Here is a 16,334-nt window from a genome sequence, read left to right as displayed (position 1 = left end):
GGCGTTGCGGGACGGTGCCGACACTACCGGGGCCGGGCTGGCGGATCGCTCCGCCTGCCCGGCCCCTCGCCTGCCCGGTGGCTACTTCAGCCCGAGTGCCGCACTGCCCGCGTCGAGCAGTTCCTGGATCGGGTTGCCCGCCGCGTCACCGACGGTGACGGTGGTGTCGAGCAGTTGGACCGCAGGGGTGTTCACGCTGCACGACTCGCCCTCGCCGACATAGAGGTGAATCCGCACCCGGTGGTTGCCCGGCTCGATGTTCGCCAGAACGGCCGAGGGCTTGTCGACAGTAAGGATGGTCTGCTGCAACGCCTCGTCCAGCAGCACCGTGCCCGACCAGCACGCGTCGTCGGTGTTGTTGATCGAAACGGTGATGCTGTCGGCACCACCCACCGCTTCGGCGGTCCGCGCCGCGGCGGCGGTGCCCGCGAACAGCGTGAACGCGACGGTCGCGAGGGCGGTGGCCCCGGTGGCAAGCTTGAAAGTACGCATGATTCCCTTCCCGTAGCCCCCCACCCTTGGTGATCCTAAGTCGTGCTAACGGTCTGTCATGCCCCCAATAGTGTTGGCGTAACGCGTATTCGAACTTCCTTCGGCGTTTCCCAGCATGGGTAGCAGCGCGGCGTAAGGATGGGGCATGGCTCCACGAACGCTGCTGCGCACCTGTCCGCTGTGTGAGGCCGTCTGTGGTCTGACCCTAACCCTCGACGACAACGACCGGGTGCTCTCCGCGCGAGGCGACCGCGAGGACCCGTTCAGCAAGGGTTTCCTGTGCCCCAAGGGCGCCAGCTTCGGCAAACTCGACGACGATCCCGACCTGGTCACCACCCCGCTGGTCCGCGACGGCACCGGTTTCCGCCCCGCGAGCTGGGACGCGGCCTTCGACCTGATCGCCACCCGCTTCGCCGCGATCCGCGACGCGCACGGCAGCGGCGCCACCGCGATCTACCTGGGCAATCCCAATGCCCACACCGTCGCGGGCGCGCTGTATCTGCCCGCGCTCATCCGCGCGCTCAGCACCCGGCACATCTATTCGGCCAGCACCGCCGACCAGATGCCCAAACAGGTCGCCGCCGGGCTCATGTTCGGCGACCCGCTCACCGTGCCGGTCCCGGACCTGGACCGCACCGATTTCCTGCTCATGCTCGGTGCCAACCCGCTCGAATCCAACGGTTCGCTGTGCACCGCGCCGGACTTCCCCGGCAGGTTGAAGGCGCTGCGAGCGCGCGGCGGGCGGTTCGTCGTCGTGGACCCGCGTGCCACCAGGACCGCCGCACTGGCCGATCAGCACCTGTTCATCCGCCCCGGCGCCGACGCCTACCTGCTCTTCGCGATCCTGCACACCCTCTTCACCGAGGACCTGACCAGCATCGATCTCGAAGTCGACGGCCTGGACGAGCTCCGCGCCGCCGCCGGGGAGTTCGCGCCCGAGGCCGTCGTGGCGCGTACCGGTATCCCCGCCGACACCATCCGCGCGCTCGCCCGCGAGCTCGCCGCGGCCCCGACCGCCGCCGTCTACGCCCGCATCGGCACCTGCACCGCCGAGTTCGGCACGCTCACCCAGTGGCTGGTGGACGCGATCAACGCCGTCACCGGCAATCTCGACTCCCCCGGCGGTGCCATGTTCGCCGCCGCGGCGGCCGGTGGCATCCCGCGCACCAGGCCGTTCCGGCCGGGCCGCTGGACCAGCCGGGTGCGCGAGCTGCCCGAGGTGATGGGCGAACTGCCCGTCGCCACCCTCGCCGACGAGATCGAAACGCCAGGTCAGGGGCAGATCAAGGCGCTGGTCACGGTGGCGGGCAATCCGGTGCTTTCCGCGCCGAGCGGGGCGCGGCTGGACAAGGGCTTCGCCGGGCTCGAGTTCATGGTGAGCGTGGACCGCTATGTCAACGAGACCACCCGGCACGCGCACGTGATCCTGCCGCCACCGCGCTCGGTGCAGTCGCCGCACTACGACTTCGCGCTGTTGCAGTTCGCGGTGCGCAACTACGCGCGGTACTCGCCGCCGCTGGTGCCGCTGGACGGCAGGCCGTCGGAGTCGGCGGTGCTGGCCCGGCTCGCCGCCGCCGTCAGCGGGCAGCCGCACGCGGGCACCGGCGAACGCAGCCCGATCGCCGTGGTGGACGAACTGGTCATCGCCGGCATGCTGCACAAGGCGGACATGAGCGAGCGCCGCGACGAGCTGACCGGCGCCGACAGCACCGAACAGCGCATCGATCTGATGCTCAAGCTCGGGCCGTACGGTGAGTGGAACGGCGGCGAGCTGAGTCTGCGCACGCTGCTGGACAATCCGCACGGCATCGACCTCGGCCCGCTGCGGCCCCGGCTGCCCGGTGCGCTGCGCACCGCGTCGGGACGGGTCGACCTGGCACCCGCGCCGCTGCTGGCCGATGTCGAACGGCTGCGTGCCCGGCTCGACGCCGCCGCACCGGAGATGGTGCTGATCGGGCGCAGGCAGTTGCGCTCCAACAACAGCTGGATGCACAACATCGCCGGCCTTGTCGGCGGCTCCAATCGCTGCACGCTACAGATCCACCCCGACGACGCGCACCGGCTCGGCCTCGGCGAACAGGCCGAGATCAGCTCGGCCGCAGGGGCCTTGACGGTGCCGGTGGAACTGACGACGACGATCATGCCCGGCGTGGTGAGCCTGCCGCACGGCTGGGGGCACGCCGAGAGCACCACCCAGTCGGTGGCCTCCACCCACGCCGGGGTGAATGCCAATGTGCTGACCGATGATTCGGTGGTCGACGCGATCTCGGGCACCGCGATCTTCAACGGCGTGCCGGTGACGGTAGAACCCGCCTGATCAGTCCACCTCTGGAAACCTTTGCGCAAACCTGGTTTTCATCGCATTCGCAACAATGGACTCGCCCCGCGTTCTGTGATGCTCCCCTACACTGTGTGAGATTGCAGTCACACCAGGCGGTTCGGCTAGCAGAGGGGGCCCGATGCCCGGAAGACACGTCGGCAGCGACGGAGAACACGAGCTACAGGACACGTTGGGTACCGCGGACAGGGCCGCGAAGTTCTACGACGACCAGGTGATCGACTATCTCAACGACACCATGGTCGAATTCGTCGCCCGGATGGACATGGCCTTCATCTCCACCGCGGACGCGCACGGCGAGTGCGACGCCAGTTTCCGCTCCGGGTCACCGGGATTCCTGCACGTGATCGACGAACGCACGATTGCGTACCCCGAGTATCGAGGTAACGGAGTAATGGCCAGCCTCGGCAATATCCTCGAGAACCCACACATAGGGATCTTGATGATCGACTTCGTCCGCGACCTGATCGGGCTGCACGTCAACGGGAAGGCTCGCATGGTCGCCGACAGCGAACTGCGCGAGACCGTCGACGGGCTGCCGCCGCCGGAGCGCGGCAAGACCTCGCAGGTCTGGGTCGTCGTCGACGTGGAGGAAGCCTACATCCACTGCCGTAAGCACATACCCCAGATGGTTCCCGTCGCCAGGCAGCAGCGCGAGTGGGGCACCGACAACATCCGCGCCAAGGGCGGCGACTACTTCGGCGTCAAGTCCGACAAACACGCCGAGGAACCCGCCGCGCAGGCCAGCTGACTACTTGATCTTGAAGATCACCGCACGCTGCACGACGAAGTTGATCACCGTCGCCGTGCCCTGCGCGACGACGAAGGCCAGCGGCTGACGCCACCACTCGTCGGCCAGCGTGTAGTACATCAGCGCGTAGATGCCGACCTGCACCGCGAAGGTCACCGCGTACAGCGCCACCACGGCGAGGAAACGCGCCTTGCTCGGCTCGGCCTTGAAGGTCCAGCGCCGGTTGATCAGGTACGCAGTGGTGGTGCCCGCGATGAAGCTGATCACCTTCGCCAGGATCTCCGGCACGCCGAGCACGTTCGACAGCAGCGTGAGCAGGCCGAAGTCGACCACGGCGGAGAACCCGCCGGTGAGGCCGAACCGCACGATCTGGGTCTTCAGGTCTACGTCGGTTCCGCCGGGCTCGTCGACCAGGGGAATCTCGGCGGGAAGCGGCAGATGCGGTTGGGCTTGCACGTGAGGAAGAGTACGAGACCGGTCACGTGTCCCGCCATGCATGTAGCCTCTTAGCCGATGTCCGAGAACATTCCGACCACCGCCGACGAGCCGTTCGCGCTGCCTACGCGCACCCGTACGCTCACCGGCTGGGGTCGCACCGCACCCACCTCCGCCGAAGTGCTCTCGACCCGCGATCCCGAGCTGATCGCCAAGGCCGTGCGCATGGTCGCCGAGGACAACGACTCCAAGCCGGCGCACCTGCGACGCGGCGTGATCGCCCGTGGCCTCGGCCGCTCCTACGGCGACCACGCGCAGAACGCGGGCGGGCTCGTCATCGACATGCCGGCACTCAACCGCATCCACCGCATCGACCGCGACTCGCGCCTGGTCGACGTGGACGGCGGCGTGAGCCTGGACCAGCTGATGAAGGCCGCGCTGCCGTTCGGCCTCTGGGTCCCCGTGCTACCCGGCACCCGCCAGGTGACCATCGGCGGCGCCATCGCCTCCGATATCCACGGCAAGAACCACCACAGCGAGGGCAGCTTCGGCAACCACGTCCGCTCGATCGACCTGCTCACCGCCGACGGCTCGGTGCGCACGATCTCGCCGACCGAGGACGCCGAACTGTTCTGGGCCACCGTCGGCGGCAACGGGCTGACCGGCATCATCCTGCGCGCCACCATCGAGATGGCGCCCACGGAGACGGCCTACTTCCTCAACGACGGTGTGAAGACCTCCACCCTCGACGAGACCATCGCCGTGCACAGCGACGGCAGCGAGGCGAACTACACCTACTCGAGCGCGTGGTTCGACGTGATGAACCCGCTGCCCAAGCTGGGACGCGCCTGCCTGACCCGCGGCCGCCTGGCCAAGGTCGACGAGCTGCCCAAGAAGCTGCGCAAGAACCCGCTGAAGTTCGACGCGCCGCAGCTGCTGACGGTGCCGAACATCTTCCCGAGCTGGTCGGCCAACCGGCTCTCGCTCGGCGCGGTCGGCGAGGCGTACTACGCCATGGGCGGCACCTACACCGGCAAGGTGCAGAACCTGACGCAGTTCTATCACCCGCTCGACATGATCGCGGAGTGGAACCGGGTCTACGGCAACGCCGGATTCCTGCAGTACCAGTTCGTGGTGCCGACCGAGGCGGTCGAGGAATTCAAGCGGATCATCATCGACATCCAGGCCTCCGGCCACATCTCCGCGCTCAACGTGTTCAAGCTGTTCGGCGAGGGCAACGCGGCACCGCTGAGCTTCCCGATGCCGGGCTGGAACATCTGCGTCGACTTCCCGATCCGGCCCGGCCTCAACGAACTGGTCACCGACCTGGACCGCCGCGTCATGGAGTTCGGCGGGCGGCTCTACACCGCCAAGGACTCGCGGACCAGCGCGGAGGCGTTCCACAAGATGTACCCGCGGATCGACGAGTGGATCAAGGTCCGCCGCAGCGTCGACCCGAACGGCGTTTTCATGTCCGATATGGCCAGGAGGCTGGAGCTCCAGTGATCAACGCAGTTGGCAACCCGCAGACCATCCTGCTCTTCGGCGGCACCTCCGAGATCGGCCTGGCGATCTGCGCCGAGTACCTGCGCAAGAGCCCGGCCCGGGTCATCCTGGCGAACCTGCCCGGCGACCCGCTGCTCGAGCAGGCCGTCACCGGCCTGAAGGCCGCCGGTGCCACCCAGGTCGACGTGCTCGACTTCGACGCGCTCGACACCGACTCGCACCCCAAGGTCGTCGACGCCGCGTTCGCCGACGGTGACGTGGACGTCGCCATCGTGGCCTTCGGTGTGCTCGGTGACGCCGAGGAGCTGTGGCAGAACCAGCGCAAGGCGGTCATGACCGTCGGCATCAACTACACCGCCGGTGTCTCGGTCGGTGTGCTGGTGGGCGACAAGTTCAAGGCGCAGGGTCACGGCCGGTTCATCGTGATGTCGTCGGTGGCGGGCGAGCGCGTGCGTCGCTCGAACTTCGTCTACGGCTCCACCAAGGCCGGGCTCGACGGGTTCTACCTGGGCCTGGGCGAGGCGCTGCGGCCCTACGGCCCGCGCGTCACCGTGGTGCGCCCGATGCAGGTGCGCACCGCCGCGACCATCGCGCACTGGGAAGCCACCGGCAGCAAGGAAGCCCCGCTCACCGTCGACAAGGAAGACGTCGCCAAGTGGGCGGTCGCCGCCTCGGAGAAGGGCACCGAGATCGTGTGGGCGCCGGGTGAGGCGCGCTTCGTGATGTCGGCGCTGCGGCACGTACCGCGCCCGATCTTCCGCAAGCTGCCCATCTAGTCGGGTACCCGCTCCGAATCACTGCCGCACCGTCGCTAACGGTGCGGCAGTTTCGTTTAGCGGAGAGGGCGGGGTAGGTATGTACAATTTGGAGACGCAGGTCGACCAAAATATGTACAGGAGTGATGACATGTCCCTCACACATATCGAGATCGACGACGAATTGCTGGAGCGGGCCAAGCGGCTGGGTAGGCATCGCACCAAGACGGCAACGGTCGCTGCGGCACTCGAGGAGTACACCACGCGACTCAACCTCGACGCCGCCTACGACGACTTCTTCGAATTGGCAAAGAGCATGGACCTGGCCGGAGCCGAGGCCGACCGCCGGACGGAAAAGGCGGCAAGGCGCGGGCAGCGGTGACGGGCTATCTGCTCGACTCTTCGGCGTTGTGGCGGATACTCCGGTCCGACGAAGTTCGGGAGCAGTGGCGGCCCCCGACGACCGGCAGGCTGATGCGTTCCTGCTACCCCCAGCGAGCCGAGTTCTTGAGATCGTCCCGCAATATCGCGGAGTTCGACAGACTCGTGATGCGATTCGAGCAGCTCTATCGGGAGATATCGGTGCCGAAATCGGCGGGGTCCTGGATCGCGACCTTCCAGCATCGGGCGGCACAGAGCGGCTGCATCAGCACGTTCTCGCCGGTGGACCTACAGATCTGCGCAACAGCCGCCATGCACGATCTGATCATCGTTCACGACGACAAGGACTTCGTGACGGCGACCAGATTCGCCGCCGAGTTACGCGAGATCAACGTCCACGACGGACCGCTGGGCTTCTGAACATCATCGCCTCGTCAGATCGGCGCGACGACGGGTTTGCCCGGTAGCGAGCAGCCCGTCGTCGGGGGGACCGACAGCCCGATGCGGCTCCACTAGGCTGGCCCGGACCGTGAACCACAGTGGAGCCGGAGGATTGCGCGCCGATGACTACTGATGACCAGGTGCGGCCGGTGCGCAGGATCGGCGCGGGCCTCGGCGAGGCGGCCGCTGCCGCGCTGGTGGCGCTGGTCGTGACCGCCGTTGGCCTGACCGCGTTCTCGATGGTGCAGTGGCCCGCGTTCAACGCCTCCAATGTGACTCGCGCGCTGACCACCGTCGGGCAGGTCGTCGCGGTGGCGCTGCTGGTGGTCTCGGTGCTGCTGATCCGGCTGCGCAAGTGGCCGGTAGTGGCGAAACTGGCTTCCTGGGTGGGTATTTCGAGCTTCGTCACCGTCACGCTCGGCATGCCGCTGGCGGCGACGAAGCTGTACCTGTTCGGGATCTCGGTGGACCAGGAGTTCCGCACCGAATACCTGACGCGCCTCACCGACAGCGCCGCCCTGCGCGATATGACCTACGCCGACATCCCGCCGTTCTATCCGGCCGGCTGGTTCTGGATCGGCGGCCGGGTGGGCAATGTGCTCGGCCTGGACGGCTGGGAAGTGTTCAAGCCGTACGCGATCGGGCTGCTCGCCGTCTGCGCGGTGGTCGCGCTGGTGCTGTGGACGCAGCTGGTGCGCGCCGATCTCGCGGTCGGCGCGGCGGCGGCCGTCACCGCGATGACCCTGGCCTACGCCTCCCCCGAGGCGTACGGCGCGGTGCTGGTGGTGTTCATCCCCCCGGTGCTGGTGCTGGCCTGGGGTGCGCTGCACCGGTCGACCGGGGGCTGGGGTGCCGTGCTGGGTACCGGCTTGTTCCTCGGCGTCGCGGCCTGCTTCTACACGCTGTACCTGGGGATCGCCGCGTTCACCGTGGTGGTGATGGCGGTGGTCGCCGCCGGTCTCGCCGTGGCCGCATGTCGCCGGGAGGGTCGGCGCACGCTCGGTGCCCGGCGAGTGAGCGCGGATTCCGCTGTCGCGGTGAAGGAGCCGCCCACCAGCGGCGGTGGGACGGTTGTCGCCGATGAGTCGGCCGCCGACACGGCAGTCACCGACGCTCGGTCTGCCGACGCGGATTCAGCGGTTGCGGCCGACGCGAGGCGCACCGGCGACGGTGAGAAGCTCGGGGGGCGGCCTGCGGTGTGGCGGGCGGCGCTCGGGCCGTTCGTGCGGTTGGCCGTCATGGGTGCGATCGCGGTGGTGCTGGCGCTCGTCGTGTGGGCGCCGTATCTGCTGGAGATGCTGGGTGGGGCGAAGTTGCCCTCCGGCAGTGCTTTCCACTATCTGCCGCAGTCCGGGGCCGAGCTGGCGTTCCCGATGCTGGAGTTCTCGCTGCGGGGGGCGTTGTGCCTGCTCGGTACGGTGTGGCTGGTGGTGCGGGCCGGGTCGTCGCGGCGGGCGCAGGCGCTGGGGATCGGGGTGGTCTCGATCTATCTGTGGACGTTGCTGTCGATGGCAGCCACCGCGGCGGGGACCACCCTGCTGTCGTTCCGGTTGGAGCCGGTGCTGCTGGCGGTGCTGGCGGCGGCGGGTGTGTTCGGGTTCGTCGAGGGCGGGCGCGCGGTCTACCAGGCGCTCAACGAACCGGCTCCGCTGCGCACCGCCGCCGGAGTGCTCGCCGTGCTCGGCGCCCTGGCCTTCGCCCAGCACATCCCCACCGTGCTCACCCACGAGATCGACACCGCCTACACCGACACCGACGGCAACGGCGAGCGCGCCGACCAGCGCCCACCCTCGGCCGTCTCCTTCTACCGCGAGATCGACGCGGCGCTACAGGCCCAAACCGGCCGTCCCCGTGACGAATCCGTCGTCCTCACCGCCGACACCACCTTCCTCGCCTATTACCCCTACTTCGGCTTCCAGGCGCTCACCTCCCACTACGCCAACCCCCTGGCCGACTTCAAGGACCGCGCCGCCACCATCGCCGAGTGGAGCGAACTCCCCACCTCCGCAGCCCTGGCCGACGCGCTCGCCCACTCCCCGTGGCGCGCCCCCGACGCCTTCCTCTTCCGCCGCGACGCCGACACCTACACCCTGCGCCTCGCCGCGGACGTCTACCCCAACGACCCCAATGTCAAGCGCTACACGGTCGCCTTCCCCAAGGCCCTCTTCACGGACCCGATCTTCACCACCACCGACATCGGCCCCTTCACCCTCGTCACCGTCGACCGCTGACGCAGGGTCGACCGAACCGCACCCCGCCCGGGGTCGGTGGCCGATCCGCGGTCACGCCGAGGTGCGGCCGAGGTACTGGAGAAGGGCCTGGGTGGGAGTGGTGACGGGGATTTCGATGACGGGACCGTAGGCGCCCCACTGACGGAGGGGTTCGGTGATCTCGGCGTCGGTTCCCGAACCGGGGGCGGGGTGATGGGTGCGGGCGGCGGTGAGCAGATGCGTGGCCAGGGTGTCGGTGAGCGGGGACGGCTGGCCGGTGGCGATGGCGATGTCCCAGGCGTGGACGGCCGCGTCGAGGGCGGCGAGGGTGGCGGCGACGGGGGTCGGGAGGTCACCGTGCGGGAGTGGGGTGGGGACGACGGGGGTGGTGTCGGAGACGGTGGCCCAGGCGGCGGCGGTCTGGTCGACGGCCTCGCGGACGAGGGCGGCGGCGGGGATGTCGAAGGTGCCGGAGGGGGCGAAGGGGTTGTAGCTCGGGCCGGGGCCGACACCGAGGGCGGCGGCGTAGGCGAGCTGGTCGCCCGCCGCGTGCTGGACGACCTGCGCGACGGTCCATTCCGAGCAGGGGGTGGGCAGGTCCCACTGGTCATCGGCGACACCCGCGACCACGGCGGACAGGGCGGCGTAGGACTCGGCGACCACGTCGCGCCAGACGGTTTCGAGAGCTGCGGTGTTGTTGTTCATGACTCCAGCCTAGAAACCCATTAGGCTCGTTTCGTTCCTGATTTTTCCCCGTTTTCGAGAAGGTGGGAATGGCCGCCACCACGCCCCGCGTCCTGCGCCTGCTGGCCCTGCTCCAGGACCGCGCCTACACCGGCCGCGAACTCGCCGACCGCCTCGCGATCACCGAACGCACCGTCCGCAACGACATCTCACGCCTGCGCGAACTCGGCTACCCGGTGCACGCCGAACGCGGCGCCATCGGCGGCTACCGGCTCGGCCGGGGCGCGACCATGCCGCCGCTGCTGCTCGACGACGACGAAGCGGTGGCCGTCGCGCTGTCCATCGCGGTGGCCGCCGACGGCTCGCTCGCCGTCTCCGATGTGGGCGAACAGCTCGGCCGGGCATTGCGCAAGATCGAGCAGATCCTGCCGAAACGCTTGCAGCGCAAGGTCTCCGCGCTGCGCGAGGCCACCGAGATCGGCCCGGCCACCACCGGCTCCCGCGAACCGGACGCCCCGGTCGCCGCGGGCATCCTCACCACCCTGGCCGACGCCGTGCGCCGCACCACCGCCGTCACCGTCGACGACGGCGCCGAACTCGAGCCGTACCGCCTGATCAACTGGCAGCGCCGCTGGTACCTCGTCGCCTACAGCCTGCGCGTCCACGACTGGACCGCCGTCCCGGTCGCCGGCCTCACCACCGCCACCCCGACCGGCCGCGTCTTCGCCCCGCGCCGCCTGCCCGATGACGACCTGGTTGCCTTCGTCATGCGCGAGATCGCGACCAGCGCCTGGCGGGTGCACGCCCGCGTCACCGTGCTGGCCCCGGCCGAGACGGTGATCGCGCGGATCAACCCGGCGGTCGGTGTGGTCGAACCCGTCGACGAGCACAGCTGCGTGCTGCTCACCGGCGCCGACGCCATGGAGACCATCGCCATCTACCTGAGCATGCTGATGATGGATTTCCGCGTCGACGGCCCACCGGAACTCGTCGAGCACCTGCGCACACTGGCCCGTCGCTACACGGAATCGATCGCCTGACCCGCTGACCGCGGCGGCCGCGCGCACTACACTGACTGGTGCGGCACGGTCGTCGCCGGACTCCCGGCGGATGGCGAACAGAATCCGACCCGCTCCCCGGAGGAGGACGTATGTCCGATCCGTTGCACACCAGGGTGTGCCTCACCGGTATGCACTGCACCTGCCCCAGCATCAGCGTCTTCCTGGTGCCCGAGCCGCTGGTGCGCGGCGGGCAGATGCTGCACCTGCTCGAACAGGCACCGGTCAGCGGGCAGGTACCGAAACCCGACCCCGACCTCATCGACCTGATCCAGGCCGCGCGGACCCCGCTGAACACCCGCGGGCTCGCGCACGTGGAGAGCGTCACCTTCACCGGCCCCCGCCACGATCCGCCCACCAGCCGCGCGGTCCTGCACGATCACCTCATCGACGACGATCCGTGGGGCCTCGACATCGACGATCCCGCCGAGCTCGTCCGGCTCTCGCTGCTGCCCGAGCGGCGCATCGGTCCCCGGCGCATCGACGACTTCCAGGCGCATTCGGTGCGGCAGGCGATGGCCGCGGTCTACCGGTTCTTCGACGTCGACCAGGGCATCCCGCTCGTCTACCACGGCTTCGCCGATCCGGCCGACGGCTGGTTCGCGCTGCGCGCCTCGGCCGCGTGAGTGTGTCGATGGACACCGGGTAGCTACTGGTGTGCGGGTGCGCGATAGACCACAATATCTCCGGTCAGCGTGGGCAAACCGCACGAAGCACTTCGCGGGGCGGGTACGCTGCGCAATGTTGAATAGTTCGGCCGACCGAAATCAGTTTTGGTAGTGCTGATCGGTACGGATGCAGAGGTATAGCTATGACGCTCAGCAGACCGGAGCGAATCGATCTCCTGCTGACACGGCCCCATCGCCAGGACCGTGACCCAGCCCCCCGCGAGCAGCTGACTTCGCTCGTCGCGATCGAGCACGCCGTCATCGATGCCACCATCGCGATGCTGGCCCCCGGCCAGAAATTCGCGCTGCTGTGGTCGCTACAGGTGGGCGAGCACACCGTGGCCGGTGTCCAGATCAAGGAGCGCGACGGGTCGCTCACCGATCTGGTGCCGCCGCCGGAGGTGCTCGAGCACTTCGCCGACCACAAGCGCATGTCCTACGACGCCGAGGCGGGCGCCTGGCTCAGCGCGGAGATCTTCATCGCCGGGCCCACCCGTTACAAGGCCACCTACTCCACCGGCAGCATCGCCGACTGGATGCCGGAGGTCACCGCCGACGAGTTGCGCGCGGAGTTCGAGGCCTTCCCCCGGCCCGAGGCCGTCATCCCCGATTGGGCCCGCACCCAGCTGGAGTGGACCGACCGCAAGACCGGCTAGGTCGCGGCGCCGCACCGCACGTGGGTTCGATGGCTACCATCAACCCCCGTGCGACCGGACCGATCTGAACGAGCGTTCACCCGTTACCGCCTGATCGCCCTCGTGTGTGGGCTGCTCGGGTTCGTGCTTGCCCTGCTGACGCCGCTGCTGCCGGTGCGCCAGGACCGCGCGAGCCTGGAATGGCCGCAGGCCGGCGCGACCAGCGTCGAGGCGCCGCTCGTGTCGTATGTGCCGCAGCGGCTCGACGCGCAGCTGCCGTGCGCGATGCTGCGGGATCTGCCGGTCACCGAGGGGCAGCCGACCACGCTGCTCGCCACCGTTCCCGCCGAGTCCGGTCAGGGTGCCAGGGGCCTGAGCGTCACCGTGCGCGACGGCGTGCTCGCGGTGCAGGCCAGGGACGTGCCGATGCTGTCGGCCCCGATCGCCGAGATCGGCGGCTGCGAGCGCATCGACATCGTGTCCACGATCGAGGCCACCACGGTCGAGTTCGCCGGTGTGACGCGGGCGGACGGCACGCCCTTCCGCAATACCGTCACCGTGGACAAGCGGCCGCAGATCGTCGGCGTCTACACCGACCTCGGCGAGCAGGCCCTCACCGGCGCCCGCCTGCACGCCGATATCGACTCCCGGTTCACCTCCACCCCGACCACGCTCAAGCTGGTCGCGATGATCGTGGCCGCGGTCGCCACCGTGGCGGCCCTGATCGCGCTGCACCTGCTCGACACCGGCGACGGCCGCCGCGCCCGCCGCTTCCTGCCCCGGCACTGGTGGAAGGTCACCGCCGCCGACGGCGCGGTGGTCGGCACGCTGCTGCTGTGGCATGTGATCGGCGCCAACACCTCCGACGACGGCTACATCCTGAACATGGCCCGCGCCTCGGGCCCGTCGGGTTACATGGCCAACTACTACCGCTGGTTCGGGGTGCCGGAGGCGCCGTTCGGCTGGTCCTACGAGGTCCTGGCCTGGATGACGAAGATCTCCGACGCCAGCCTGTGGATGCGCCTGCCCGCCCTGCTGGCCGGACTGGTCTGCTGGGCGGTCATCAGCCGCGAAGTCCTCCCCCGCCTCGGTGCCCGGGTGCGCCGCGACAAGGTGGCGCTGTGGACGGCCGGCCTGGTGTTCCTCGCCTTCTGGCTCCCCTACGACAACGGCCTGCGCCCCGAACCGCTGATCGCCGCGGGCGCGCTGCTCACCTGGTGCGCGATCGAACGCGCCATCGCCACCGCCCGCCTGCTGCCCGCCGCCCTGGCCATCCTGATCGCCGCGTTCTCGCTGGCCGCGGGCCCGACCGGCCTGATCTGCATCGCCGCGCTCATCGCGGGCACCCGGCCGGTCATGCAGATCATCATCAAACGCGCCCAGGGCATCGCGCCCCGCCGGATCGCCGCCGACCGCGACTCAGCATCCGGCGTCGTGAACCCGTCGAACCAGAACAGCGGAGACGACCGAGCCCGCACGGGTGCCGACAGCGCGCAGAGTACTGACAGCACGCAGAGCGTCGACGGCGCGAGCGAACGCGATGCCGACCAGCGCGGTGCGAGCGAGCCCGGGCGACGGTCGCTGGGCGGCACGATCCTCCGCTACGCCGCGCTGCTGGCACCGGGTCTCGCCGCGGGCACGCTCGTGCTGATCGTCGTCTTCGCCGATCAGACCCTGGCCACCGTCATGGAGGCCACCCGCGTCCGCACCCTGGTGGGCCCGAACGTGGCCTGGTTCGACGAGCGCACCCGCTGGGACTCGCTGTTCATGCTCTCCCCGGACGGCTCGCTGGCCCGGCGCTTCGGCGTGCTGGTGATGCTGCTGTGCCTGGTGGTGTGCATCCTCCAGGTGCTGCGCAAGGGCCGCATCCCCGGCACCTCGCGCGGCCCCTCGGTGCGCATCCTCGGCATCGTCTTCGCCGCGCTGCTGCTGATGATGTGGACGCCGACCAAGTGGACCCACCACTTCGGCGTCTACGCGGGCCTGGCCGGATCGCTGGCCGCGCTGGCGGCGGTCGCGGTGGGCACCAACGGGATTCGCGCGCCACGCAACCGGGCGCTGTTCGCGGCGGCGGTGCTGTTCCTGCTCGCCATCACCTTCACCGGCTCCAACGGCTGGTGGTACGTCTCCAGTTACGGTGTGCCGTTCTGGGACAAGGCGCCGCTGGTGGCGGGCAAGGGCCTGTCGACGCTGTTCCTCGGGCTCAGCGTGCTCGCCCTGCTGCTCGCGCTGTACTTCCATCTGCGCGCCCCGTACCGCAGGCCCACCGGCCCGGCCCGCTTCGACCGGTTCGCGACCATGCCGCTGACCATCGCCGCCGCGCTGCTGGTGCTGTTCGAGGTGGCCTCGATGGCCAAGGGCGCGATCACCCAGTACCCGGCCTACTCCATCGCCAAGTCCAATCTCGATGCGCTCCAGGGCAATACCTGCGCCCTCGCCGACGACGTCCTGGTCGAGACCGACACCGCCGACTCCCTGCTCACCCCCTACACCGGCACCCCCGCCGACGGCCTGAGCGCCGAGTCCACCGGCTTCGACCCCAACGGCGTGGCCGACGACCTCACCGCCGACGCCGACGAGACCGTGGTCGGCGGGGCGAACTCGGTCGACAACGACTCCGCCAACAAGACCACCAACACCACCGGCGCGGGCACCGGCGGCGGCACCAGCGCCGAAGCGGGCATCAACGGCTCGACCGTCGCGCTGCCGTTCGGCCTCGACCCCGCCCGCACCCCCGTCCTGGGCTCCTACCAGGACGGGGTGCAGCAGCAGGCCAAGCTGACCTCGCAGTGGTACCGCGTCGACCTCACCGACGCCGTGCGCGAGGACCCCGCCTACCAGGCCCTGGTGATCACCGCTGCGGGCCGCATCCGCTCGGTCGACACCGACGGCGTGGTGCACTACGGCCAGGACCTGCGGCTCGAGTACGGCACCCGCGCCGAGGACGGCAGCGTCGAGGTGACCGGCTCGCTCATGCCGCTCGACATCGGCCCGGCCCCGTCGTGGCGCAACCTGCGCGTGCCGATCGACCAGCTGCCCGCCGGGGTGAACGCGGTGCGCCTGGTGGCCGCCGACAACGACATCACCCAGAAGCAGTGGCTGGCGCTCACCCCGCCGCGCCTGCCGAAGCTCGCCACCCTGGACTCGGTCGTCGGTCACACCGCGCCGGTGCTGCTGGACTGGCACGTCGGCCTGGCCTTCCCCTGCCAGCGCCCGTTCGAGCACCACGACGGCGTCGCCGAGGCTCCCGAGTGGCGAATCCTGCCCGACCGGGTGGGTTCGGACGCCTCCAACGCCTGGCAGGACGACATCGGCGGCGGACCGCTCGGCTGGACCGGCCTGCTGCTGAAATCCGAGACCGTCCCGACCTATCTCGACCGGGATCTGGGCCGCGACTGGGGCTCGCTGGAGCGCTTCACCGCCTACCAGCCGGCGCCTCCGGCCGAGATCACCGTGCGTGTGGTAGACCAGTCGGGACGCGCGAAGGAACCGGCAATCCGGGCGAAGTAGACGCCCAGCGCGGCCGTCCCGCTGCTGGACTGACCGGAGGGCGCGACGAAGGAGTGCCCGCAGGGAGGGAAGCAGCGGGACCCAGAGGCCGCGCTCGCGCGCCAGCGCGTGTGACATTGACAGTGTAAGGGCAGTGGCGGGGCATTGCCCTCAGCCGCTTACGAAAAGTTCAGTGTCCCTTAGGGTTTCGCTTTGATGAAGCACCTGTAAATGACAGCGTAAAGCTACTGTGCCTGCAGGTTTGAGCACGTACCCTGGTGGGTATGACAGGAGCCTTCGATGACATGGATCTGACAGATCTCGTCGAGCTGCTCAGCGACGACGAGAAGCACGAACTACGACCTGCCGTGATGCGGGTACTGGAGAGACTGCCTTCCCAAGAGGTATTACGCCGCGACCTCACCCGTCGCATGCTCAACGTCTGAACTCCTGACCACCACACGGCGAAGGCGCGGACCACCGAAGTGGTC

15 protein-coding genes are annotated in these 16,334 nt (G+C 69.2%); 12 read left to right on the top strand and 3 right to left on the bottom strand.

Annotated features, from left to right (window positions below; all coding sequences use genetic code 11):
- Positions 1–81: 81 nt before the first annotated feature.
- Positions 82–492 carry a hypothetical protein gene (locus tag ACWEMY_RS27965; RefSeq protein ID WP_452392430.1) on the bottom strand — a complete coding sequence of 137 codons (411 nt, stop codon included), beginning with the start codon at positions 490–492 and terminating at the stop codon, positions 82–84.
- Between the two features lie 145 nt (positions 493–637).
- Here ACWEMY_RS27965 and ACWEMY_RS27960 point away from each other — a divergent pair, with 145 nt between their 5' ends.
- Both ACWEMY_RS27960 and ACWEMY_RS27955 read left to right on the top strand, forming a co-directional pair.
- Positions 638–2,809: a molybdopterin-dependent oxidoreductase gene (locus tag ACWEMY_RS27960; RefSeq protein ID WP_452392429.1), complete on the top strand. Its 2,172-nt coding sequence runs from the start codon at positions 638–640 to the stop codon at positions 2,807–2,809.
- Between the two features lie 142 nt (positions 2,810–2,951).
- Positions 2,952–3,581 carry a pyridoxamine 5'-phosphate oxidase family protein gene (locus tag ACWEMY_RS27955; RefSeq protein WP_452392428.1) on the top strand — a complete coding sequence of 210 codons (630 nt, stop codon included), beginning with the start codon at positions 2,952–2,954 and terminating at the stop codon, positions 3,579–3,581.
- On the opposite strand, the gene ACWEMY_RS27950 is transcribed toward ACWEMY_RS27955, so the two are convergent.
- Complete coding sequence (locus ACWEMY_RS27950) at positions 3,582–4,079, bottom strand: GtrA family protein (RefSeq protein ID WP_375932534.1); 498 nt, start codon at positions 4,077–4,079, stop codon at positions 3,582–3,584.
- A 27-nt stretch (positions 4,080–4,106) separates the two neighbouring features.
- Here ACWEMY_RS27950 and ACWEMY_RS27945 point away from each other — a divergent pair, with 27 nt between their 5' ends.
- The 5 genes from ACWEMY_RS27945 to ACWEMY_RS27925 all read left to right on the top strand — a co-directional run bounded on the left by ACWEMY_RS27945 (position 4,107) and on the right by ACWEMY_RS27925 (position 9,330).
- Positions 4,107–5,522 (top strand): FAD-binding oxidoreductase, encoded by a 1,416-nt coding sequence (locus ACWEMY_RS27945; protein ID WP_375935602.1) that lies wholly within the window; start codon positions 4,107–4,109, stop codon positions 5,520–5,522.
- Positions 5,519–6,298, top strand: a complete 780-nt coding sequence (locus tag ACWEMY_RS27940) for a decaprenylphospho-beta-D-erythro-pentofuranosid-2-ulose 2-reductase (RefSeq protein ID WP_375932531.1) — start codon at positions 5,519–5,521, stop codon at positions 6,296–6,298. The genes ACWEMY_RS27945 and ACWEMY_RS27940 overlap by 4 nt, the downstream gene beginning before the upstream one ends.
- 130 nt (positions 6,299–6,428) lie before the next feature.
- Complete coding sequence (locus ACWEMY_RS27935) at positions 6,429–6,659, top strand: type II toxin-antitoxin system VapB family antitoxin (RefSeq protein WP_452392427.1); 231 nt, start codon at positions 6,429–6,431, stop codon at positions 6,657–6,659.
- Positions 6,656–7,078: a PIN domain-containing protein gene (locus tag ACWEMY_RS27930; RefSeq protein WP_452392426.1), complete on the top strand. Its 423-nt coding sequence runs from the start codon at positions 6,656–6,658 to the stop codon at positions 7,076–7,078. The genes ACWEMY_RS27935 and ACWEMY_RS27930 overlap by 4 nt, the downstream gene beginning before the upstream one ends.
- 143 nt (positions 7,079–7,221) lie before the next feature.
- Complete coding sequence (locus ACWEMY_RS27925) at positions 7,222–9,330, top strand: arabinofuranosyltransferase (protein WP_452392425.1); 2,109 nt, start codon at positions 7,222–7,224, stop codon at positions 9,328–9,330.
- Between the two features lie 51 nt (positions 9,331–9,381).
- Here the strand turns inward: ACWEMY_RS27925 and ACWEMY_RS27920 are convergent, their stop codons facing one another.
- Positions 9,382–10,014, bottom strand: coding sequence for a TIGR03086 family metal-binding protein (locus tag ACWEMY_RS27920; protein WP_452392424.1), 633 nt, complete (start codon positions 10,012–10,014; stop codon positions 9,382–9,384).
- Positions 10,015–10,082: 68 nt separating this feature from the next.
- Between ACWEMY_RS27920 and ACWEMY_RS27915 the strand changes: the two genes are divergently transcribed.
- From ACWEMY_RS27915 to ACWEMY_RS27895, 5 genes are all read left to right on the top strand, one after another.
- Positions 10,083–11,033 (top strand): helix-turn-helix transcriptional regulator, encoded by a 951-nt coding sequence (locus tag ACWEMY_RS27915; RefSeq protein WP_452392423.1) that lies wholly within the window; start codon positions 10,083–10,085, stop codon positions 11,031–11,033.
- 110 nt (positions 11,034–11,143) lie between these two features.
- A complete protein-coding gene (locus ACWEMY_RS27910; RefSeq protein ID WP_452392422.1) occupies positions 11,144–11,677 on the top strand; it encodes a hypothetical protein in 534 nt (177 codons plus the stop codon).
- A 185-nt stretch (positions 11,678–11,862) separates the two neighbouring features.
- Positions 11,863–12,375 carry a hypothetical protein gene (locus tag ACWEMY_RS27905; RefSeq protein ID WP_375932513.1) on the top strand — a complete coding sequence of 171 codons (513 nt, stop codon included), beginning with the start codon at positions 11,863–11,865 and terminating at the stop codon, positions 12,373–12,375.
- Positions 12,376–12,423: 48 nt separating this feature from the next.
- Complete coding sequence (locus ACWEMY_RS27900) at positions 12,424–15,864, top strand: arabinosyltransferase domain-containing protein (RefSeq protein WP_452392421.1); 3,441 nt, start codon at positions 12,424–12,426, stop codon at positions 15,862–15,864.
- Between the two features lie 284 nt (positions 15,865–16,148).
- Entirely contained in the window at positions 16,149–16,289 is a 141-nt protein-coding gene (locus ACWEMY_RS27895) for a hypothetical protein (RefSeq protein WP_375932507.1), read from the top strand.
- Positions 16,290–16,334 lie beyond the last annotated feature (45 nt).

The organism is Nocardia sp. NPDC004415, assembly GCF_053602435.1.
This window is presented reverse-complemented; position numbering and strand designations above follow the sequence as displayed.